We start from the raw sequence: 16,290 nt of genomic DNA, 5'->3' as shown, positions 1-16,290 counted from the left end.
GGCCTAGAGGCCGGACTCGGACGTGCGCACCAGAATGCGGCGGCAGTTCTCGCAGCGGACCACCGTGTCGGGCGCCGCCTTGCGGATCTCGGCCAGCTCGGTGATGGCGAGCTCCTGCCGACAGCCCTGGCAGCTGCGCGCGTACAGCTTCGCCGCGCCGATGCCGCCCTGCTGCCCGCGCAGCTTGTCGTAGAGCCCCAGCAGATCGGCCGGGATCGAGCCGGCGACGACCTCGCGCTCCTTTGTGACCGTGGCGACCTCGCCGTCGATCTCCTCGAGGGAGGCGTCGCGGCGCGCCGTCGCGTCGTCGATCTTCGACTGGACGGAGGTGACGCGCTCGGTCAGCTCGGCGACCCGCTCCTGCGCGGACTCGCGGCGCTCCATGACCTCCAGCACCACGTCCTCCAGATCGCCCTGCCGCTTTGCGAGGGAGGCGATCTCGCGCTGGAGGTTCTCCAGGTCCTTGGGGGAGGTGACGGCGCCCGAGTCGAGGCGCTGCTGGTCGCGGGTGGCGCGCTGGCGCACCTGGTCCACGTCCTGCTCGGCCTTGGTCTGCTCGCGGGCGGTGTCGCTCTCCTCGGTCTGAGCGGCCACGAGCAGGTCGCGCAGCTGGACGTGGTCCTTGGTCAGCGACTCGATCTCGGCGTGCTCGGGCAGCGACTTGCGCTTGTGCGCGAGCTGCTGGAGGCGGACGTCGAGGTCCTGGACGTCGAGGAGACGGATCTGGTCGGCGGGCGCGGCGTTCAGTTCGGGGCTCCAAAGGGATCAGAAGGGGGCGAGGCCGCGTGCGCGGTCCAAGGGTCGGTGACCGTCTTCGAGACGTGGACACGCAGGTCCCATCCGTGCCGGTCGGAGATCTCGTCGAGCTGGCTCGCGGCCAGCTCGCACCAGGGCCACTCGGTGGCCCAGTGCGCCGCGTCGAGCAGCGCGAGGGGGCGGGGGGCGACAGCCGCCGTGAACTCCGCCGCCGGGTGGTGGCGCAGGTCGGCCGTGAGGAAGGCGTCGACCCCGGCGGCGCGGACCTGGTCGAAGAGGCTGTCGCCGGAGCCGCCGCTGACGGCGACCGTGCGCACGAGCGCCTCGGGGTCGCCGGCGACGCGGATGCCCTGCGCGGTGGCGGGCAGCCGCTCGGCGGCGCGGGCGGCGAACTCGCGGACGGTCAGCGGGTGGTCCAGCGCGCAGAGGCGGCCCAGGCCCCGGCGGCCCTCGGGGTCGGCGGGGTCCGGCACGAGCGGCCCGGTGACGCGCAGGTCCAGTGCGCCGGCGAGGGCGTCGGAGACACCCGGGTCGGCGGTGTCGGCGTTGGTGTGGGCGACGTGCAGCGCGATGTCGTTCTTGATGAGGGTGTGGACGACACGGCCCTTGAAGTGCGTCGCCGCGACCGTCGTCGTGCCGCGCAGGTAGAGCGGGTGGTGGGTGACGAGCAGGTCGGCGCCCAGTTTCACCGCCTCGTCGACGATCTCCTGGGCCGGGTCGACGGCGAACAGGACCCGTGTGACCTCCTGGTCCGGGTCGCCCGCGACAGTGCCGACCGCGTCCCAGGACTCGGCCCGCTCGGCGGGCCACAGGGTCTCCAGCGCGGCGATGACTTCAGACAGACGGGGCACGGAAGCAAGGCTACCCGCCTGATCTGTGGCGTTGCACCGCCACCGCCCGCTCCCGATACCCATCGCCCCGCTCAGCACAATCGCCCCCTTTTCCTCAGGCGAATCGTTCCTGGAACACCCTTATGTGTGAAGCCCGCTGCAGCGGAATTCCACGCTCCTGCGGGCGAACTACCTTCGTCACTGGAGGTGACCGAGCGATGACGGTCTGTGCGATCGAGCCTTCGGCGGGATGCGAGGACGAGGACGGAGGCGGGGGCGGGGGCGGCCGCGGGGACGGGTCCACGCCGGCCGGCTGCACGTTCACCGCGGACGGCGCCTACGGCGCGCGTCTCGCGTCGGCCGGCGGCTCCTGGTTCCCGGAGCGCTGGACCCTGGACGGCCCCGAGCCGTACGCGGTGCCCCTGCCGCGCAACCAGCCGGAGGAGCCCGGCACCGAGGTGCAGCCGATGGCCGACGGGCGGGTGCTCATCCACCGGGTGGTGGCCGGGCGGCACGCCTTCTCGCTGCTGTACCCGACCGGCCCGGGCACCGGTGAGCTGCCCCTGGGTGCGGTCGGCTGCCCGGACCCGACGGCCCGGCTGCGGCTGCTGCCGCCCGCCCCGGACGGCGAACGGGCCTACGCCCTGGCCGTCGGGCCGCGTACGACGTCGGTGTGGCTGGTGGCAGGTGGCTTCGGGCCCGAGCGGCTGGCGGAGCTGCCCGGCCGCTGCTCGGGCGGGGTCTGGCTGGACCGGTCGGGGCGGCTGCTGACCCTGGACCAGGAGATCGACGACCGCACCAAGGCCGTCGTGGTGGACCTGGAGTGCGGCGGTGAGGTGTCGCCGCTGCTGCAGATCGCCGCCGACAGCGACGACCGGGTGCTGCTCGCCGACCACGACAGCGGGCTGCTGATCGTCCGCTCGGACGCGCCTTCGCCGGGGCAGGACCGGCTGGGCTGGGGTGTCCTCGGCAGCACGCTGCCGGTGCGTTTCCCGGAGTGCCTGCGGCTGCGGGACTGCTCCGTCACGCCGTTCGCGATCCAGCCGGGGCAGGTGCTGACGCCGGAGAGCTGCGCGGTGGCGTTGCGGGTGGACGGGCCGGCGGGCAGCTGGGTCGGTGTCTGGCGTCCCGCCGAGCGGCGGGTGCACCATCTCCGGGCGCCCGAGGGGTGGTTGACGGGCACGGGCCTGTGGACGCCGGAGGGGGTGCTGCGGCTGCCGTACGCGACGGCGGCCGTGCCGTGCGGGGTGGCGCAGGTGAGCCCGCCGCCCGTCGCCGAGCCGGAGCCCGGGGCCGCGCCGGGGCCGCGACCGCGACAGGCGCAGCCGTCGCATCAGCAGCCGGCGGCCCCGCCTCCGGGACACCCGGGACCGCTCGCGGCACCGGACGAGCCTCGCCCGCCGGCCTCGGCCGGCCCGCCTCCGGCACCCTCGGCCGCACGTCCTGTGCCGCTTCGGGAAGCGCCGTTGGGACGCCTTGTAACGAACTAGTGCCGGTTGGCGTGGCCGCCTGGATCCGAGGTCAGGGGTGCCGGTTAGACTCACCCGGCTGTAAAAAAGATCATGTTGACGGGGTGAATTCCATCCGATGAGCGACGCCAGCACGAACCAGCCGAGCGATGCCGACGTCCGGCAGCAGTCCTCCGGCCCCGGCCGGCACCGTGGTGAAGTCTCCACGCAGGACGGCGGGACGGCTCCGCGCGGACGTCACCGCAAGCCGGTGGCCCAGACCGAGCAGGCCGTGACTGCGGCCTGACGGCACGCCAGTCACCAGACGGAGAACGGCCCTCCCCGCCACACGCGGGGAGGGCCGTTCCGTGTCTGTCACCCGTTGTCACCCGCGTTTCAGACCCAGCACCTCCGCCGCGGCGAAGGTCTCCCCCGGCGGCCGGTCCGTGTAGTACGGGCCGAGGACGGCCTCCAGTTCGTCGTAGGTGAAGGTGTCCTGCTTGCTGTCGAACCTGGCGGCGATGCGAGGCCGTTCGACGACGGCGACCATCCCGCCGTGCACCACGAGGAGCTGCCCGTTGACGTGGGCGGCGGCGGGCGAGGCCAGATAGCCGACGAGTGGGGCGACGTGCTCGGGGGCGAGGGGGTCGAGGCCGGTGCCGGGCGGCTGCTCGACGCCCGCGAAGACGTCCTCGGTCATCCTGGTGCGGGCGCGCGGGCAGATGGCATTGGCCGTGACGCCGTACTTGCCGAGGGCGAGGGCGGTGGAGGTGGTGAGGCCGACGATCCCGCCCTTGGCGGCGGCGTAGTTGGGCTGGCCGGCGGAGCCCGCGAGGAACGCCTCCGAGGAGGTGTTCACGATCCGCCCGAACACCGGCTCCCCGGCCCGCTTGGACCGCTCCCGCCAGTGCGCTGCGGCGAACCGGGTGGTGTTGAAGTGGCCCTTGAGGTGTACGCGGAGGACGGAGTCCCACTCCTCCTCGGCCATCGAGAAGACCATGCGGTCGCGCAGGATGCCCGCGTTGTTGACGAGGATGTCGAGCTTGCCGTACGCGGTGACGGCCGACTCGACGAGCGTGCGGGCCTGCGCGAAGTCGGAGACGTCGCCGGTGTGCGCGAGGGCGCTCCCGCCCTCCGCGCGGATCTCGGCGGCGACCTCCTCGGCAGGGCCCGCGGAGGCCTCGCCCGTGCCGTCGCGCCCGGGCTGCCCGTAGTCGTTGACGACGACGGCGGCCCCGAGCCGGGCGAGTTCCAGCGCCTCGGCCCGGCCGAGCCCTCGGCCGGCGCCCGTGACGACGGCGGACAGCCCTTGAAGTGGCAGTGACATCGGTGGCGTCCTCAGATCTCTATGCACGTACGCAGGGCGGTCCCGGTGCGCATCTGATCCAGCGCCTCGTTGATGTCGGTGAGCGGCACCCGGTGGGTGATCAGGCCCGCGAGGTCGATGCGGCCCGCGCGCCACAGGGCGATGGTGCGTTCGTAGGAGGTCAGCATGTCACCGCCGCCGTACATGGACGGCAGGATCCGCTTCTCGTCGAAGAACAGCTCGAACATGCTGAGCTGGAGGAAGTCGTCCATGGCGCCCGCGCCGACGATGACGAGGGTGCCGCCGCGCCGGGTGTTCTCGTAGGCGGTGCGGGCGGTGGCGGACCTGCCGACGACCTCGAAGACGTAGTCGAAGCCCTCGCCGCCGGTCACCTGCTGCTTGGCGTCGGGCAGTTCCTCCGGGGAGACGGCCCGCGACGCGCCGAACCTCAGTGCCGACTCGCGGCGCGCGGCCACCGGGTCGACGGCGACGATCTCGGCGGCGCCCTTCAGCCGGGCCCCCTGGATCGCGGAGATGCCGACTCCCCCGCACCCGATGACGGCGACCGACGAACCGGCCGCCACGTCGGCGGTGTTGAGCGCGGCGCCGAGGCCGGTGGTCACCCCGCAGCCGATGAGGGCGGCGATGTCGAAGGGCACGTCGTCGGGTATCGGCACCGCGCAGCCGGCGTCGACGACGACCTCCTCGGCGAAGGTTCCGGTCCCGGCGAAGCCGAAGACGTCCCCGCCGGGGCGCTTGAAGTTGGGGGTTCCCGCGTTCATGAACCCGGCCAGGCACAGCTGGGTCTGGCCGCGCTTGCAGGCGGGGCAGGCGCCGCAGGCGGGCAGCCAGCACACGACGACCCGGTCACCGGCCTGCAGACGGCTGACACCCTCGCCGACTTCGAGGATCTCTCCGGCCCCTTCGTGGCCGGGTACGAAAGGGCCGGGCTGCGGGAGCACCCCGCTCATCGCGGACAGGTCCGAGTGGCACAGCCCCGTGGCGCGCACCCGGATCCTCACCTTGCCCGGCCCGAACCCCACCGCCTCGACGTCGTCGAGGACCTCCAGCTTGTCCTGGCCGATCTCGTGCAGTACGGCTGCGCGCATGGTGCGGGCTCCCCTCGTACGGCGTGGTGGTTCAGGTGTGTTCGACGACGGTGTCGGCGAGGACGGGAGCGTCCTCACGCTCGACCGCGCCGACGGCGACCCGGGTGGAGCCGGGTGTGTGCCACATGCGGATCCGCAGGGTCTCCCCCGGGTACACGACACCGGCGAACCGGGTGGCGTAGGACCGCACCCGGGTCACGTCCCCGCCGAGGAGGGTGTCGACGACCGCCTTGAGCGTGACGCCGTAGGTGCACAGGCCGTGCAGGATGGGCCGTTCGAATCCGGCGACCTTGGCGAACTCCGGGTCGGCGTGCAGCGGGTTCCAGTCGCCGGAGAGGCGGTAGAGGAGGGCCTGGTCGTCGCGGATGGGCCGTTCGACGGTCCGGTCGGGTTTCCCGGCGGGTGGTTCGAGCCGGGCGGAGGGGCCGCGGTCGCCGCCCCAGCCGCCCTCACCGCGGATGAAGATCTGGGCGTCGTTGGTCCACAACGGGCCGTCGTCGTCCGCGACGTCGGTGCGCAGTACGAGGACGGCCGCGGTGCCCTTGTCGTGCACGGCGGCGATCCGGTTGGTCGCGGTGGCGGTGCCCGCCGCCGGGAGAGGCCGGTGGAGGACGAGGTTCTGGCCGCCGTGCAGGACGCGGGCCAGGTCGACCTCGATGCCGGGCATGGACAGCCCGCTGGTCACGCCGGGCTTTCCACCGCCGGCGACGGTGGCGAAGCTCGGCAGGACGTGCAGCCGGGTCTCCAGGGTGTAGCGCAGTTCGTCGGGGTCGGTGGCGGGGCTGCCCGCGCCGATGCCCAGGTGGTAGAGCTGCACGTCCTTGTGGTCCCAGGAGAGTTCACCGGTCCGGGGTGCGGCGGCGAGCGCCGTGGCTGCGTCGATGGGCATGGGGCTCCTGATCGCCGGAGGAAGGACCTCGGTACGGCCGTCCGCACCGTCGGCCGCACCGAGGCCGTCTGGGACCGGACCGGGACGCGAACTGAAACGCGTTCCAGTCCCGCGCCTCTGTATAGCCGAGGCCCCGGCAGTTGTGAAGGCTCCTGACGCTGTGTCAGATCGGTGTGGCGATGACATTTGTCCTGCCGCAGTCCGTACAAGCGCGTCTGCCCTGCGGCCCGGCGGGTCCGTACCCGGAAGGTTTCCACAGCGACCCGGGCGTGTACGTTGGCCGATGGTCCGCGCGCCCACACGTCGAGGCCGCCGGCAACGGTTGAGGACCCCAGGGGAACGGGAGCACATGGGACGCGTCGCCGTCATCACCGCGCCGAACATCGGATACCGCAACACGGGCATGCTGACCGTGGACTTGGCGTTCGAGTCCCTGCGGCGGCGGATGGACACCGCGTTCGACGCCACCTGGTACACGCTGCACACGCCGGAGACCGTGCCGCTGCGGGAGGGTGCGCGCGGCGCCGCCTTCCCGTTCCGCTTCCATCCGCTGGCCGAGCACCTCGGCACACTCCGCGACCATGACGCGGTCGTCTTCTGGGGCGACTTCCTGCACACCCGGCACTACCTGGCGCAGGACGCGACGAACCGCCTGCTCGACTTCGGCTTCGCCACGGACCGGGACGACGCCCGGGCGCAGCTGAACCGGGCCCTGCTCCTCGCCGACCAGCCGGACGAGGTCCTCGCACGGACCCTCAGCTACGGCGGGACGATCCTGCACAACACGCAGTCCGACTACGAGGACAAGGAGTACGGCCCGCTGTTCTCCCGCCTGGTGACGGGCAGCCACCGGATGTGGGTGCGGGATCCGCTCTCGGCGGCGAAGCTCGCGCATCTGCGGGGGGACCGTACGACCGACCACTTCGGTTCGGACGCGGCGCTGCTGTCCCGCCCCGGCGACCTCGACCACCTCCCGGTCTCGCAGTGGTCCCGGTCGGTGCCCGAGGGCGGTGCCATCGGCGTCTTCCTCGGCGCCCGTACGCCGATCCCCGACTGGCTGCCCGCCTTCTGCCAGGGCCTGTCCGACCGTCTGGGCGCCCCGCTGGAGTGGCTGCCCTGGTTCGACCGGGACGTCCCCGCCGCGGTGAGCCACATCGCGGCCCGCCCGGGGAGTCCCACGGTCGGCGATCTGGTCGGGGTCCTGCCCCGCTACCGGCTGGTCATCACCGACACGTACCACCTGGCCGTCAACGCGTGGGGCGCCGGCACGCCCGCGGTGTGCGTCGGCGCGCCCGAGCCGACCCCCAAGACGCACGACGACTACCTGACGCTGAGCGATGTGAAGAAGCACGTCTTCCACATGGCGTACGACGCGACGGACTTCTACCTGACCACCCAGGAGGGGCACGGGCAGGACCTGGACCGGATCGCCGGCCTCCTGGAGGGCGGCGGCGCCGATACGGTCGCGGCGCGCATCCGCGACCACGCGGACCACTCGGCGGCGTCCTTCATGCGGACGCTGACCTCGCTGCTGGACACCCGCTCCACCCCGGGCCCTTGACCGGCCGCCGCGTCCGTGTGCTGCTCTCGGACCGCAACCGCATGGAAGCCCTCCGCGAGGCCCGCCGCCAGGGCTGGCTGTAGCCTCCCTACCTCTTACGGCACCTGGGCCGCCCGCCCCCGCTCCTCTCACGGCGCCTGGGCCACCCGCCGTGGCAGCCACACCCACATCAGCACGACCCCGGCCGTCAGCACCCCGGCCCCCACGCGGAACGCGAGGGCGTAGCCCGCTGTCAGGGACTCGGGGGTCGTGCTGCCCGCCGACTCGGCCGCAGCCAGTGTGGACAGGACCGCCAGGCCCAGGGAACCGCCCATCGTGCGGGACGTGTTGACGAGGCCGGAGACCAGGCCCGCCTCTTCGGGGGCGGCGCCGGAGGTGGCCAGGGAGGCCAGGGGGGTGGCCGCCAGGCCCGCGCCGAGCATCATGAGGACGCCGGGGACGAGGATCGCCGTGGCGTAGGAGCCGTCGGAGGTCATCGTGGACTGCCAGGCGAATCCGACCACGGCGACCAGGGTCCCCAGCGCGGCGACGTTGCGCGGGCCGACCGGCCGCATCAGGCGCGGTGCGAGCTTGGAGCCGAGGATGACGGCGAGGGAGCTCGGGACCAGGGCGAGGCCGGCCTCGATCGGGGTGTAGCCGAGGACGTTCTGCGCGTACAGGGTCATGAAGAACCACATGCAGAACATCGCGGAGCCGCACAGGAACATCGAGACGTTCGCGGAGGAGACCGAGCGCACACGCAGGAGGCCGAGCGGCATGAGCGGACTCGCCGTGCGGGCCTCGACCACCAGGAACGCCCCGAGCAGGACCGCTCCGGCGAGCAGCGGCAGCAGGGTGGCCGGTGCCGTCCAGCCCGCGGCCTCCGTCTGGGAGATGCCGTAGGCCAGCGTGCCGAGGCCGGCCGTGACGAGCAGCGCGCCCGGCAGGTCGAGGCGGCGGCCGTCCCCGGCGCGGCCCTCGGCGAGGAACCAGGCGGCGGCGCACAGCACGACAGCCCCGACGGGCACGTTGATCAGCAGCACCCAGCGCCAGGAGAGCGTCTCCACCAGCAGCCCTCCGACCAGACCGCCCGCGGCGCCGCCGCCGGCCCCGACGGCCGTCCAGGTTCCGATGGCCCGGGCCCTCGCGGCGCCCTCCGGCACCGACGCGGTGAGGATCGTCAGCGTCGAGGGCGCCAGGACCGCCGCGCCGAGCCCCTGCACGGCCCGCGCCATCAGCAGCTGCCAGTCGTCCTGTGCCAGTCCGCCGGCCGCGGAGGCCAGGGTGAACAGGCCGAGCCCGACGAGGAACATCCGCTTGCGGCCGTAGAGGTCCCCGGCGCGTCCGCCGAGCAGCATGAACCCGGCGAAGGCGATGGCATAGGCGTTCACCACCCATTGCAGGCCCTGTTCGCCGAGGCCCAGCCCCGTCCGCATCGACGGCAGCGCCACGTTGACGACGGACACGTCCAGCACGACGAGGAACTGCCCGGCGCAGGTGAGCGCCAGCACGAGCCACATCGGCGGCGCTCCGCGCGGCCTCAGCCGGGACAGCCGGGACAGCCGGGATATACGGGGGCGGCGGGCGGTGGCGGCATCGGCGGATTCGAGCATGGGTGTCATGCTCTCAACCACCTTGCGCCCCTTGCATCGGGATTTCGCCGGGCCCGGTTCTCGGTCCCGGGACCTAGGCCTCGGGACAAACCGCCGTATATCCGTCCGTAATCCCCCGCCAGGACCAAGGGAAGGTCAAGTTTTCGTTAGGGTGCCGAAGCAACGGAATAGTTGCCTGGACATACAAGGTTCGTACTCCACGTAACCCCGACGCTCCCCGGCCTGGAGGCCCTCCTCAATGACGCAGACGACGACAGACCGCCCCGCCGGCAGAGCGAGCGGGGCCGTGGTCCCGGTGCTCGCCTTCGCGGGCATCGTTGTCGCGGTGATGCAGACCCTGCTCGTTCCGGTGATCAAGGATCTGCCGCAACTGCTGGACACCGCCCCCAGCAACGCCACCTGGGTCCTCACCTCGACCCTCCTCTCGGGCGCGGTGGCCACCCCGATCATGGGCCGCCTCGGCGACCTCTACGGCAAGCGCCGCATGCTGATCCTGAGCCTGGCCGTGATGGTCGTCGGCGCCCTGGTCAGCGCGCTCACCAGCGATCTGCTGCTCATGATCACCGGCCGTACGCTGCAGGGCTTCGCGATGGGCGCGATCCCGCTCGGCATCGGTCTGATGCGCGACATGCTGCCCCGCGAGAAGCTCGGCTCGGCGATGGCCCTGATGAGCTCCTCCATCGGCGTCGGCGGCGGCCTCGCCCTGCCCGCCGCCGCCCTGGTCGCCCAGCACAGCGACTGGCACGCCCTCTACTACGGGGCCGCCGGCCTCGGCGTCGTGGCCATCGCCCTCACCCTCCTCGTCGTGCCCGAGTCCCCGATGCGCGCCGAGGGCTCCTTCGACCTGCCGGGCGCGCTCGGCCTGTCCGCCGGGCTCGTGCTGTTCCTGCTGCCGATCACCAAGGGCAGCGACTGGGGCTGGGCCTCCGGCACCACGCTCGGCCTGTTCGGCGCCTCGGCGGTCGTGCTCGTGCTGTGGGGCGTGATGGAGCTGCGCCTGAAGGCCCCGCTGGTCGACCTGCGCACCACGGCCCGCCCGGCCGTCCTCTTCACCAACCTCGCCTCGATCATGGTCGGCGTCTCCTTCTACGTCGTCTCCCTGGTCCTGCCCCAGCTGCTCCAGCTGCCCAAGTCCACCGGCTACGGCCTCGGCCAGTCGATGGTCGTCGCGGGTCTGCTCGTCGCGCCGCTCGGCCTGACGATGATGTTCACGGCGCCCGTCTACGCACGGCTGTCCGCGAAGTACGGCCCCAAGTTCACCCTGATCCTCGGCCTGCTGATCATCGCGATCGGGTACGGCGCCGGGCTCGGCCTGATGAGCGCCGCCTGGCAGAGCCTGGTCATCTCGGTCCTCCTGGGCGCGGGCATCGGCCTCGCCTACTCCTCGCTGCCCGCGCTGATCGTGGGCGCCGTCCCGGCCTCGGAGACGGGTGCGGCCAACGGCCTCAACACCCTGATGCGCTCCATCGGCACGTCGGTGTCGAGCGCCGTCATCGGCATGGTGCTGGCGAACACCGCGAACAACGTCGGCGGCGTCGAGATCCCGACCATGCACGGCTTCCGGGTCTCGTTCCTGATCGCGACGGGCGCGGTGGCCGTGGGCCTGCTGCTGGCGCTGTTCCTGCCGGGCCGCAGGCCCTCGAACAAGCCGCAGCTGCGCGCCAGCAGCGAGGAGGACGCGGCACTGGAGCGCGCCGAGCAGGTCCTGCGCGGCTTCCGCGGCCGGGTGCTGGGCGCCGACGGCTCACCCGTCGCCCGCGCCAAGGTCACCCTCATCGACCGCCGCGGCCGTCAGGCCGGCGCGACACTCTCCGCCGAGGACGGCAGCTACGCGATCGTCGTCCCCGCCCAGGGCTCCTACGTCGTGGCCGCACGGGCCACGGGCCACGGGCCGCTCGCCTCGTCCGCGACCCACGCGGGCGACGAGCGCCCGGTCGACCTGGACCTGTCGCTGCCGGGCTAGACGGTCCCCGCCTGACCCACCGCCCCTTCCCCTACTCACCGGTACCCCCTGTCGTCCGCGCGGCAGGGGGTACGGCACGATGGGCGCCCTGACCGTCGTACGACCGAGAGGAACCCCATGCCCGCGGCCCCGAAGCCCGAGATCCTGGCCGCGTTCGAGGCGGCGAAGGGGTTCATGCCCGTCGGCGAGGGCCTGGCCCTGTACGCGGCGGCCGTGGAGGCCGGGCGGCTCGGGCTGCCGCTGCTGGAGGTCGGCACGTACTGCGGCCGGTCCACGGTCCTGCTCGCCGACGCGGCCCGCGAGGCCGGGGTCGGCGCGCTCACCGTCGACCACCACCGCGGCAGCGAGGAGCAGCAGCCGGGCTGGGACTACCACGACCCGGAGACGGTCGACCCCGAGATCGGCCTGATGGACACCCTGCCCACCTTCCGCCGCACGCTCCACCGGGCGGGCCTGGAGGAGCACGTGGTGGCACTGGTCGGCCGTTCCTCGCAGATCGCCGCGTTCTGGCGGACGCCGCTGGGGTTCGTCTTCATCGACGGCGGCCACACCGACGAGCACGCGGGCGCCGACTACGAGGGCTGGGCGCCGCACGTCGCCGAGGGCGGGCTGCTGCTCATCCACGACGTCTTCCCCGACCCGCAGGACGAGTTCACCGGCCAGGCCCCCTACCGCGTCTACCTCCGCGCCCTCGCCTCCGGCGCGTTCACCGAGGTCTCGGCGACGGACTCGCTGCGGGTGCTGCGGCGCACGGGGCCGGGCATCTGAGCAGGCGCCCGGGCGGGTGAACTGCGCCGGGCGCACCCCCGCCCGGTCGGCCCACGGGCGGCGTGGCGCGTCGGTGGGCGACCGTCGCTGCCCAAGGATCCGGGCGCGTGGCACACACCTTCGAAGAGCTCGTGGAGAAGCAGCGCGCGGCGGACGAGGCGTACGCCCGCGTGCGTCATCTGCAGGACGCGTACGGGCCGCCCACCCAGACCAAGTGGAGCGGCCAGCAGACCAGCACCTGGGAGACGGCCTGGCGTGCCTGGCGCGACCTCGCCCGGGACGTCCAGGCGGCGGTGACCGGGTACGCGAAGCAGGAGGGCACACCGCGTCAGGAGGTGGAGGCGCGGGTGAAGGAGGCGGTACGGCACGGGGGCGGCGGCGGGAACGGAGCGTAGCCCGTGTCCGCGGAGTCCGGACACGGCCCTGCCACCACCCGTCGGGCCGTCCTCGGCCCGCCGCCCCCGCCGACGGCCGCTAGGGTGGCAGGCGTGTCGTACGTAGGCCCGGACTTCGAACCTCCCCAGCCCCGCCGCCCCCGCCGCGGCCCCCTGACCGTCGCGCTCGCCGCGCTGGTGCCGGGGGCGCTGCTCGGCTGGCTGGTGTACGAGACGGTGGGCGGCTCGGGGGACGACGGCGGCTCGGGACGGGCGACCGTACGGTCCTCCTCGCCGGCCGCGTCGAGCGCGCCCTCCGACGACGCCAAGGAGCCGAGCGCCTCCCCGCAGCCCACGGACACTCCCTCGGCCTCCGCGCCCGCCGCCTCCGGCCCGCTCAAGGGCAAGGTCGTCGTCATCGACCCGGGGCACAACCCGGGCAACTTCCAGCACGCGTCCGAGATCAACCGCAAGGTGGACATCGGGACGAACTCCAAGGAGTGCGACACCACGGGCACGTCCACCAACGACGGTTACACCGAGGCGAAGTTCACGCTGGACGTGGCACACCGGATGCGCACCCTGCTGGAGAAGCAGGGTGCCACGGTGAAGCTGACGCAGGACGGCGACCGGCCGTTCGGGCCGTGCGTGGACGAGCGGGCCCGGATCGGCAACCAGGCGAAGGCCGACGCCGTCGTCTCGATCCACGCGGACGGCTCGGGCGCCGGCAACCGCGGCTTCCACGTGATCCTGCCCGGGGCGGTGCACGCGGGCGCCGCGGACACCCGGGCGATCGTCGCGCCCTCCCGCGATCTCGGCGAGCGCGTCGCGGGCCGCTTCGTGGCGGTCACCGGCAGCGCGCCCTCCAACTACATCGGCGACGGCAGCGGTCTCGTCACGCGGAAGGACCTGGGCGGTCTCAATCTGTCAACGGTTCCGAAGGTGTTCATCGAGTGCGGCAACATGCGCGATAGCAAGGACGCGGCGTTGCTCACCAGCGGCGCGTGGCGACAGAAGGCGGCGCAAGGGATCTCCGAGGGAATCGTGAGTTTTCTGCGCGGGTAGTCCCGGACCGGCAGATCCCGGCGGACACCCTGACCTGGCGGACGATAGGGTCCTCCTTACGATGAGGGGCCACCCCCGCGCTTCACACCGAGTCCGGACGGCGGCATGGTGACAGCGACGCCTCTACCGACGATGAGACGACCTACGAAGGACCTGAAGTGAATATCCGCTCCCTCACTCGGGGCGACGGCGTGGTGATCGGAGCAGCGGTATTGCTGTTGATCGCGTCGTTCCTCGACCTCTACTCGTTCGACAATGTCCCCGACAGCGTCGACCTCCCCAGCCTGTGGGGCAGCGGCCCGGTCGTGTTCAGCGTCGTGCTGGCCGGGATCATCGGCGCGGCACTCGTCGTCCTCGCGCGCGGCCTGCCGCAGCTGCCGAAGATCGCAGGGATCGAGCTCGGCCAGTTCGGCGCCGCCTTCACGGTGTTCGCCGCGTGGAGCGCGCTCGGCAACGTCTTCGACGTGCCCGGCGGCTTCGACAACATCGGCGAGAACGGCAGCCAGGGCGCCCCGAGTCCGGGCATCGGCATCATCCTCGCCCTCGTCGCCACCCTGCTGATGGCCGCCGCCGCCCTGTCCACCCCCCTCGTCCCGGTCCTCAAGGGCGCCCTCGTTCCCGCCCCCCGTCCGGCCGCCCCGCAGCCCTACGGCGCCCAGCCCCCCGGTGGTTACGGCTACCCGGGCGCGCAGCAGCCCGGCGGCTACGGCCAGCCGCAGCCGGGGCAGCCGTACGGCGGTCAGCCCCAGCCCCAGCCGCAGCAGGCGCAGGCGCCGCAGCCGCCGGCCGGGGACTTCTCCCCGTTCTGGTTCGCGGTGCCGGTGCCGCGGCCGCTGTTCGCGGAGGACGGCTCGCCCACGCCCATCGCCGAACTCGCCCCGGGTACCTGGTACCTGGCCGTCGAGCAGCGCGGAGCGGCCCTGGTCGCCCAGACGCAGGACGGCCGCCGCGGTGTCCTTCAGGACACGTCGGGCATCCAGCGCGGCTGAGCCCGCATCCCTCTCGCACGGCCCCTCGCCCTTCCGGGCGGGGGGCCGTTGCCGTACAGTCGTCGCCTCCGTCAGCTGACGCACCGTCAGGAGGCAGGCATGCGGCTCGGTCTCGCGCTCGGCTACTGGGGACGCGGCCCCTCCCTGGGCCATGTGCCCCTCGCGCAGGAGGCCGAGCGGCTCGGCTACGACTCGGTCTGGACGGCGGAGTCCTGGGGCTCGGACGCGTTCACCCCGCTCACCTGGATCGCGGCCCACACCTCCCGCATCCGGCTCGGCACGGCGGTCGCGCAGATGGCGGCCCGTTCGCCCACCACGACCGCGATGCACGCCCTCACCCTGGACCATCTCTCCGGCGGCCGCATGATGCTGGGCCTCGGCCTCTCCGGACCGCAGGTCGTCGAGGGCTGGTACGGCCGCCCGTTCCCCGCCTCGCCGCTCACCGCCACCCGCGAGTACGTCGACGTCCTGCGGCAGGTGCTGCGCCGCGAGACCCCCGTCGAACTCGCGGGCCGCTTCCATTCCCACCCCTACCGGGGCCCGGACGCCACGGGCCTCGGCAAACCCCTCAAGCCGATCACCCACCCGCTCCGCCCGGGCCTGCCGATCCTGCTGGGCGCGGAGGGCCCGAAGAACGTCGCCCAGACGACCCGGATCGCCGACGGCTGGCTGCCGCTGTACTGGGCGCCGACCCGGCCCGAGGTCTACGGCCCCGCCCTGGCCGAGCTGCCGGAAGGGTTCCTGGTCGCGCCGATGGCCCGGGCCCGGGTCTGCGACGACGTCGCCGAAGGCCTGCTGCCCGTCAAGGCGATGCTCGGCTTCTACATCGGCGGCATGGGCCATGCGGCCCGCAACTTCCACGCCGACCTGATGGCCCGCATGGGCTACGAGGCCGAGGCCCGCCGGATCCAGGAGCTGTTCCTCTCCGGCCGCCGGGAGGAGGCCGTCCTGGCGGTCCCCGACGCCTTCGCCGACGAGATCTCCCTGGTCGGCCCGCGCGAACGGATCGCCGAGCGGCTGGAGCTGTGGCGCAAGGGCCCGGTGACGGACCTCCTCGTGCTCAGTCCCGACCCGCACACCCTGCGGGTTCTCGCGGAGTTGAACTCCTGAGCGAATCCCCGGGTTTCATCCAGAGTTCAAGGGCAATCCGGAGACTATGTCCCCTCGATATCGCAACGGCGCGAGTCAAGCCGGCACGATCGTCGCGGTCGTGGCCGACATCATGGCCCTGATCCTGGGTCTCTGGATCCTGATGTACCTGCTGGACGCCAACCCCGGCAACTCGTTCGTCCAGTTCATCCACGACGCGGCCCGCTGGCTTGCCGGCTGGTCGCACGACCTGTTCACATTCGACGAGGCGTGGGCCCGAGTGGTCTGCGGCTACGGCCTGGCGGCGGTGGTCTACCTGTTCGTGGGCCACGCGATCGCCAGTCGAGCACACCGGCACTGAAAAACGCCTCAAGGGGCTCGCCCTTCAGGGGCGCGGGGAACTGCGCGATCAACCACGCACTACCCGCGCCCGCACACCGGGCGAAGCCCCCGAGCTCCTAGGTCGTGTCCGCAAAGTCCCGTCGTCCGCCCGGAGGGCGGGCCCCGCGGCGTCTGGTGCGTGCTCTCGGCGTGCCGGGCGGAGTCCCTCG

At 72.8% G+C, this 16,290-nt stretch carries 16 protein-coding genes; 10 read left to right on the top strand and 6 right to left on the bottom strand.

The features are described 5' to 3' along the window. Positions 1–3: 3 nt before the first annotated feature. A complete protein-coding gene (locus ABTX60_RS31970) occupies positions 4–747 on the bottom strand; it encodes a zinc ribbon domain-containing protein (RefSeq protein WP_352100571.1) in 744 nt (247 codons plus the stop codon). Next, entirely contained in the window at positions 744–1,607 is an 864-nt protein-coding gene (locus ABTX60_RS31965; protein ID WP_352100491.1) for a Nif3-like dinuclear metal center hexameric protein, read from the bottom strand. The genes ABTX60_RS31970 and ABTX60_RS31965 overlap by 4 nt, the downstream gene beginning before the upstream one ends. 197 nt (positions 1,608–1,804) lie before the next feature. Between ABTX60_RS31965 and ABTX60_RS31960 the strand changes: the two genes are divergently transcribed. Further along, on the top strand, positions 1,805–3,076 hold the full coding sequence (locus ABTX60_RS31960) for a hypothetical protein (protein ID WP_352100490.1): 1,272 nt from the start codon (positions 1,805–1,807) through the stop codon (positions 3,074–3,076). Between the two features lie 97 nt (positions 3,077–3,173). Beyond that, on the top strand, positions 3,174–3,341 hold the full coding sequence (locus ABTX60_RS31955) for a hypothetical protein (RefSeq protein ID WP_352100489.1): 168 nt from the start codon (positions 3,174–3,176) through the stop codon (positions 3,339–3,341). A 78-nt stretch (positions 3,342–3,419) separates the two neighbouring features. Here the strand turns inward: ABTX60_RS31955 and ABTX60_RS31950 are convergent, their stop codons facing one another. The 3 genes from ABTX60_RS31950 to chsH3 are packed head-to-tail and all read right to left on the bottom strand — an operon-like array spanning position 3,420 to position 6,338. Beyond that, on the bottom strand, positions 3,420–4,361 hold the full coding sequence (locus tag ABTX60_RS31950; protein ID WP_352100488.1) for a 3-oxoacyl-ACP reductase: 942 nt from the start codon (positions 4,359–4,361) through the stop codon (positions 3,420–3,422). 11 nt (positions 4,362–4,372) lie between these two features. After that, positions 4,373–5,449, bottom strand: coding sequence for a Zn-dependent alcohol dehydrogenase (locus ABTX60_RS31945; protein ID WP_352100487.1), 1,077 nt, complete (start codon positions 5,447–5,449; stop codon positions 4,373–4,375). Between the two features lie 31 nt (positions 5,450–5,480). Continuing rightward, positions 5,481–6,338 (bottom strand): enoyl-CoA hydratase ChsH3, encoded by an 858-nt coding sequence (gene chsH3 / locus ABTX60_RS31940; RefSeq protein ID WP_352100486.1) that lies wholly within the window; start codon positions 6,336–6,338, stop codon positions 5,481–5,483. 349 nt (positions 6,339–6,687) lie between these two features. On the opposite strand from chsH3, the gene ABTX60_RS31935 reads away from it, so the two are divergent. Continuing rightward, complete coding sequence (locus ABTX60_RS31935; RefSeq protein ID WP_352100485.1) at positions 6,688–7,899, top strand: hypothetical protein; 1,212 nt, start codon at positions 6,688–6,690, stop codon at positions 7,897–7,899. Between the two features lie 128 nt (positions 7,900–8,027). On the opposite strand, the gene ABTX60_RS31930 is transcribed toward ABTX60_RS31935, so the two are convergent. Next, positions 8,028–9,500 (bottom strand): MFS transporter, encoded by a 1,473-nt coding sequence (locus ABTX60_RS31930; protein WP_352100484.1) that lies wholly within the window; start codon positions 9,498–9,500, stop codon positions 8,028–8,030. Between the two features lie 229 nt (positions 9,501–9,729). Here ABTX60_RS31930 and ABTX60_RS31925 point away from each other — a divergent pair, with 229 nt between their 5' ends. The 7 genes from ABTX60_RS31925 to ABTX60_RS31895 all read left to right on the top strand — a co-directional run bounded on the left by ABTX60_RS31925 (position 9,730) and on the right by ABTX60_RS31895 (position 16,100). Continuing rightward, positions 9,730–11,454, top strand: coding sequence for an MFS transporter (locus tag ABTX60_RS31925; protein ID WP_352100483.1), 1,725 nt, complete (start codon positions 9,730–9,732; stop codon positions 11,452–11,454). A gap of 117 nt (positions 11,455–11,571) precedes the next feature. Further along, on the top strand, positions 11,572–12,222 hold the full coding sequence (locus ABTX60_RS31920; RefSeq protein WP_352100482.1) for a class I SAM-dependent methyltransferase: 651 nt from the start codon (positions 11,572–11,574) through the stop codon (positions 12,220–12,222). 107 nt (positions 12,223–12,329) lie between these two features. Continuing rightward, positions 12,330–12,617, top strand: coding sequence for a hypothetical protein (locus ABTX60_RS31915; protein ID WP_352100481.1), 288 nt, complete (start codon positions 12,330–12,332; stop codon positions 12,615–12,617). A gap of 93 nt (positions 12,618–12,710) precedes the next feature. Then, on the top strand, positions 12,711–13,661 hold the full coding sequence (locus ABTX60_RS31910; protein ID WP_352100480.1) for an N-acetylmuramoyl-L-alanine amidase: 951 nt from the start codon (positions 12,711–12,713) through the stop codon (positions 13,659–13,661). 158 nt (positions 13,662–13,819) lie between these two features. Beyond that, positions 13,820–14,650 carry a hypothetical protein gene (locus tag ABTX60_RS31905; RefSeq protein WP_352100479.1) on the top strand — a complete coding sequence of 277 codons (831 nt, stop codon included), beginning with the start codon at positions 13,820–13,822 and terminating at the stop codon, positions 14,648–14,650. Between the two features lie 99 nt (positions 14,651–14,749). Beyond that, on the top strand, positions 14,750–15,760 hold the full coding sequence (locus tag ABTX60_RS31900) for an LLM class F420-dependent oxidoreductase (protein WP_352100478.1): 1,011 nt from the start codon (positions 14,750–14,752) through the stop codon (positions 15,758–15,760). Positions 15,761–15,806: 46 nt separating this feature from the next. Continuing rightward, entirely contained in the window at positions 15,807–16,100 is a 294-nt protein-coding gene (locus tag ABTX60_RS31895) for a hypothetical protein (protein ID WP_352100477.1), read from the top strand. The last annotated feature ends 190 nt before the right edge of the window (positions 16,101–16,290 follow it).

The sequence above is a fragment of the Streptomyces sp. NPDC126510 genome (assembly GCF_040302345.1).
Classification (GTDB): domain Bacteria; phylum Actinomycetota; class Actinomycetes; order Streptomycetales; family Streptomycetaceae; genus Streptomyces.
This window is presented reverse-complemented; position numbering and strand designations above follow the sequence as displayed.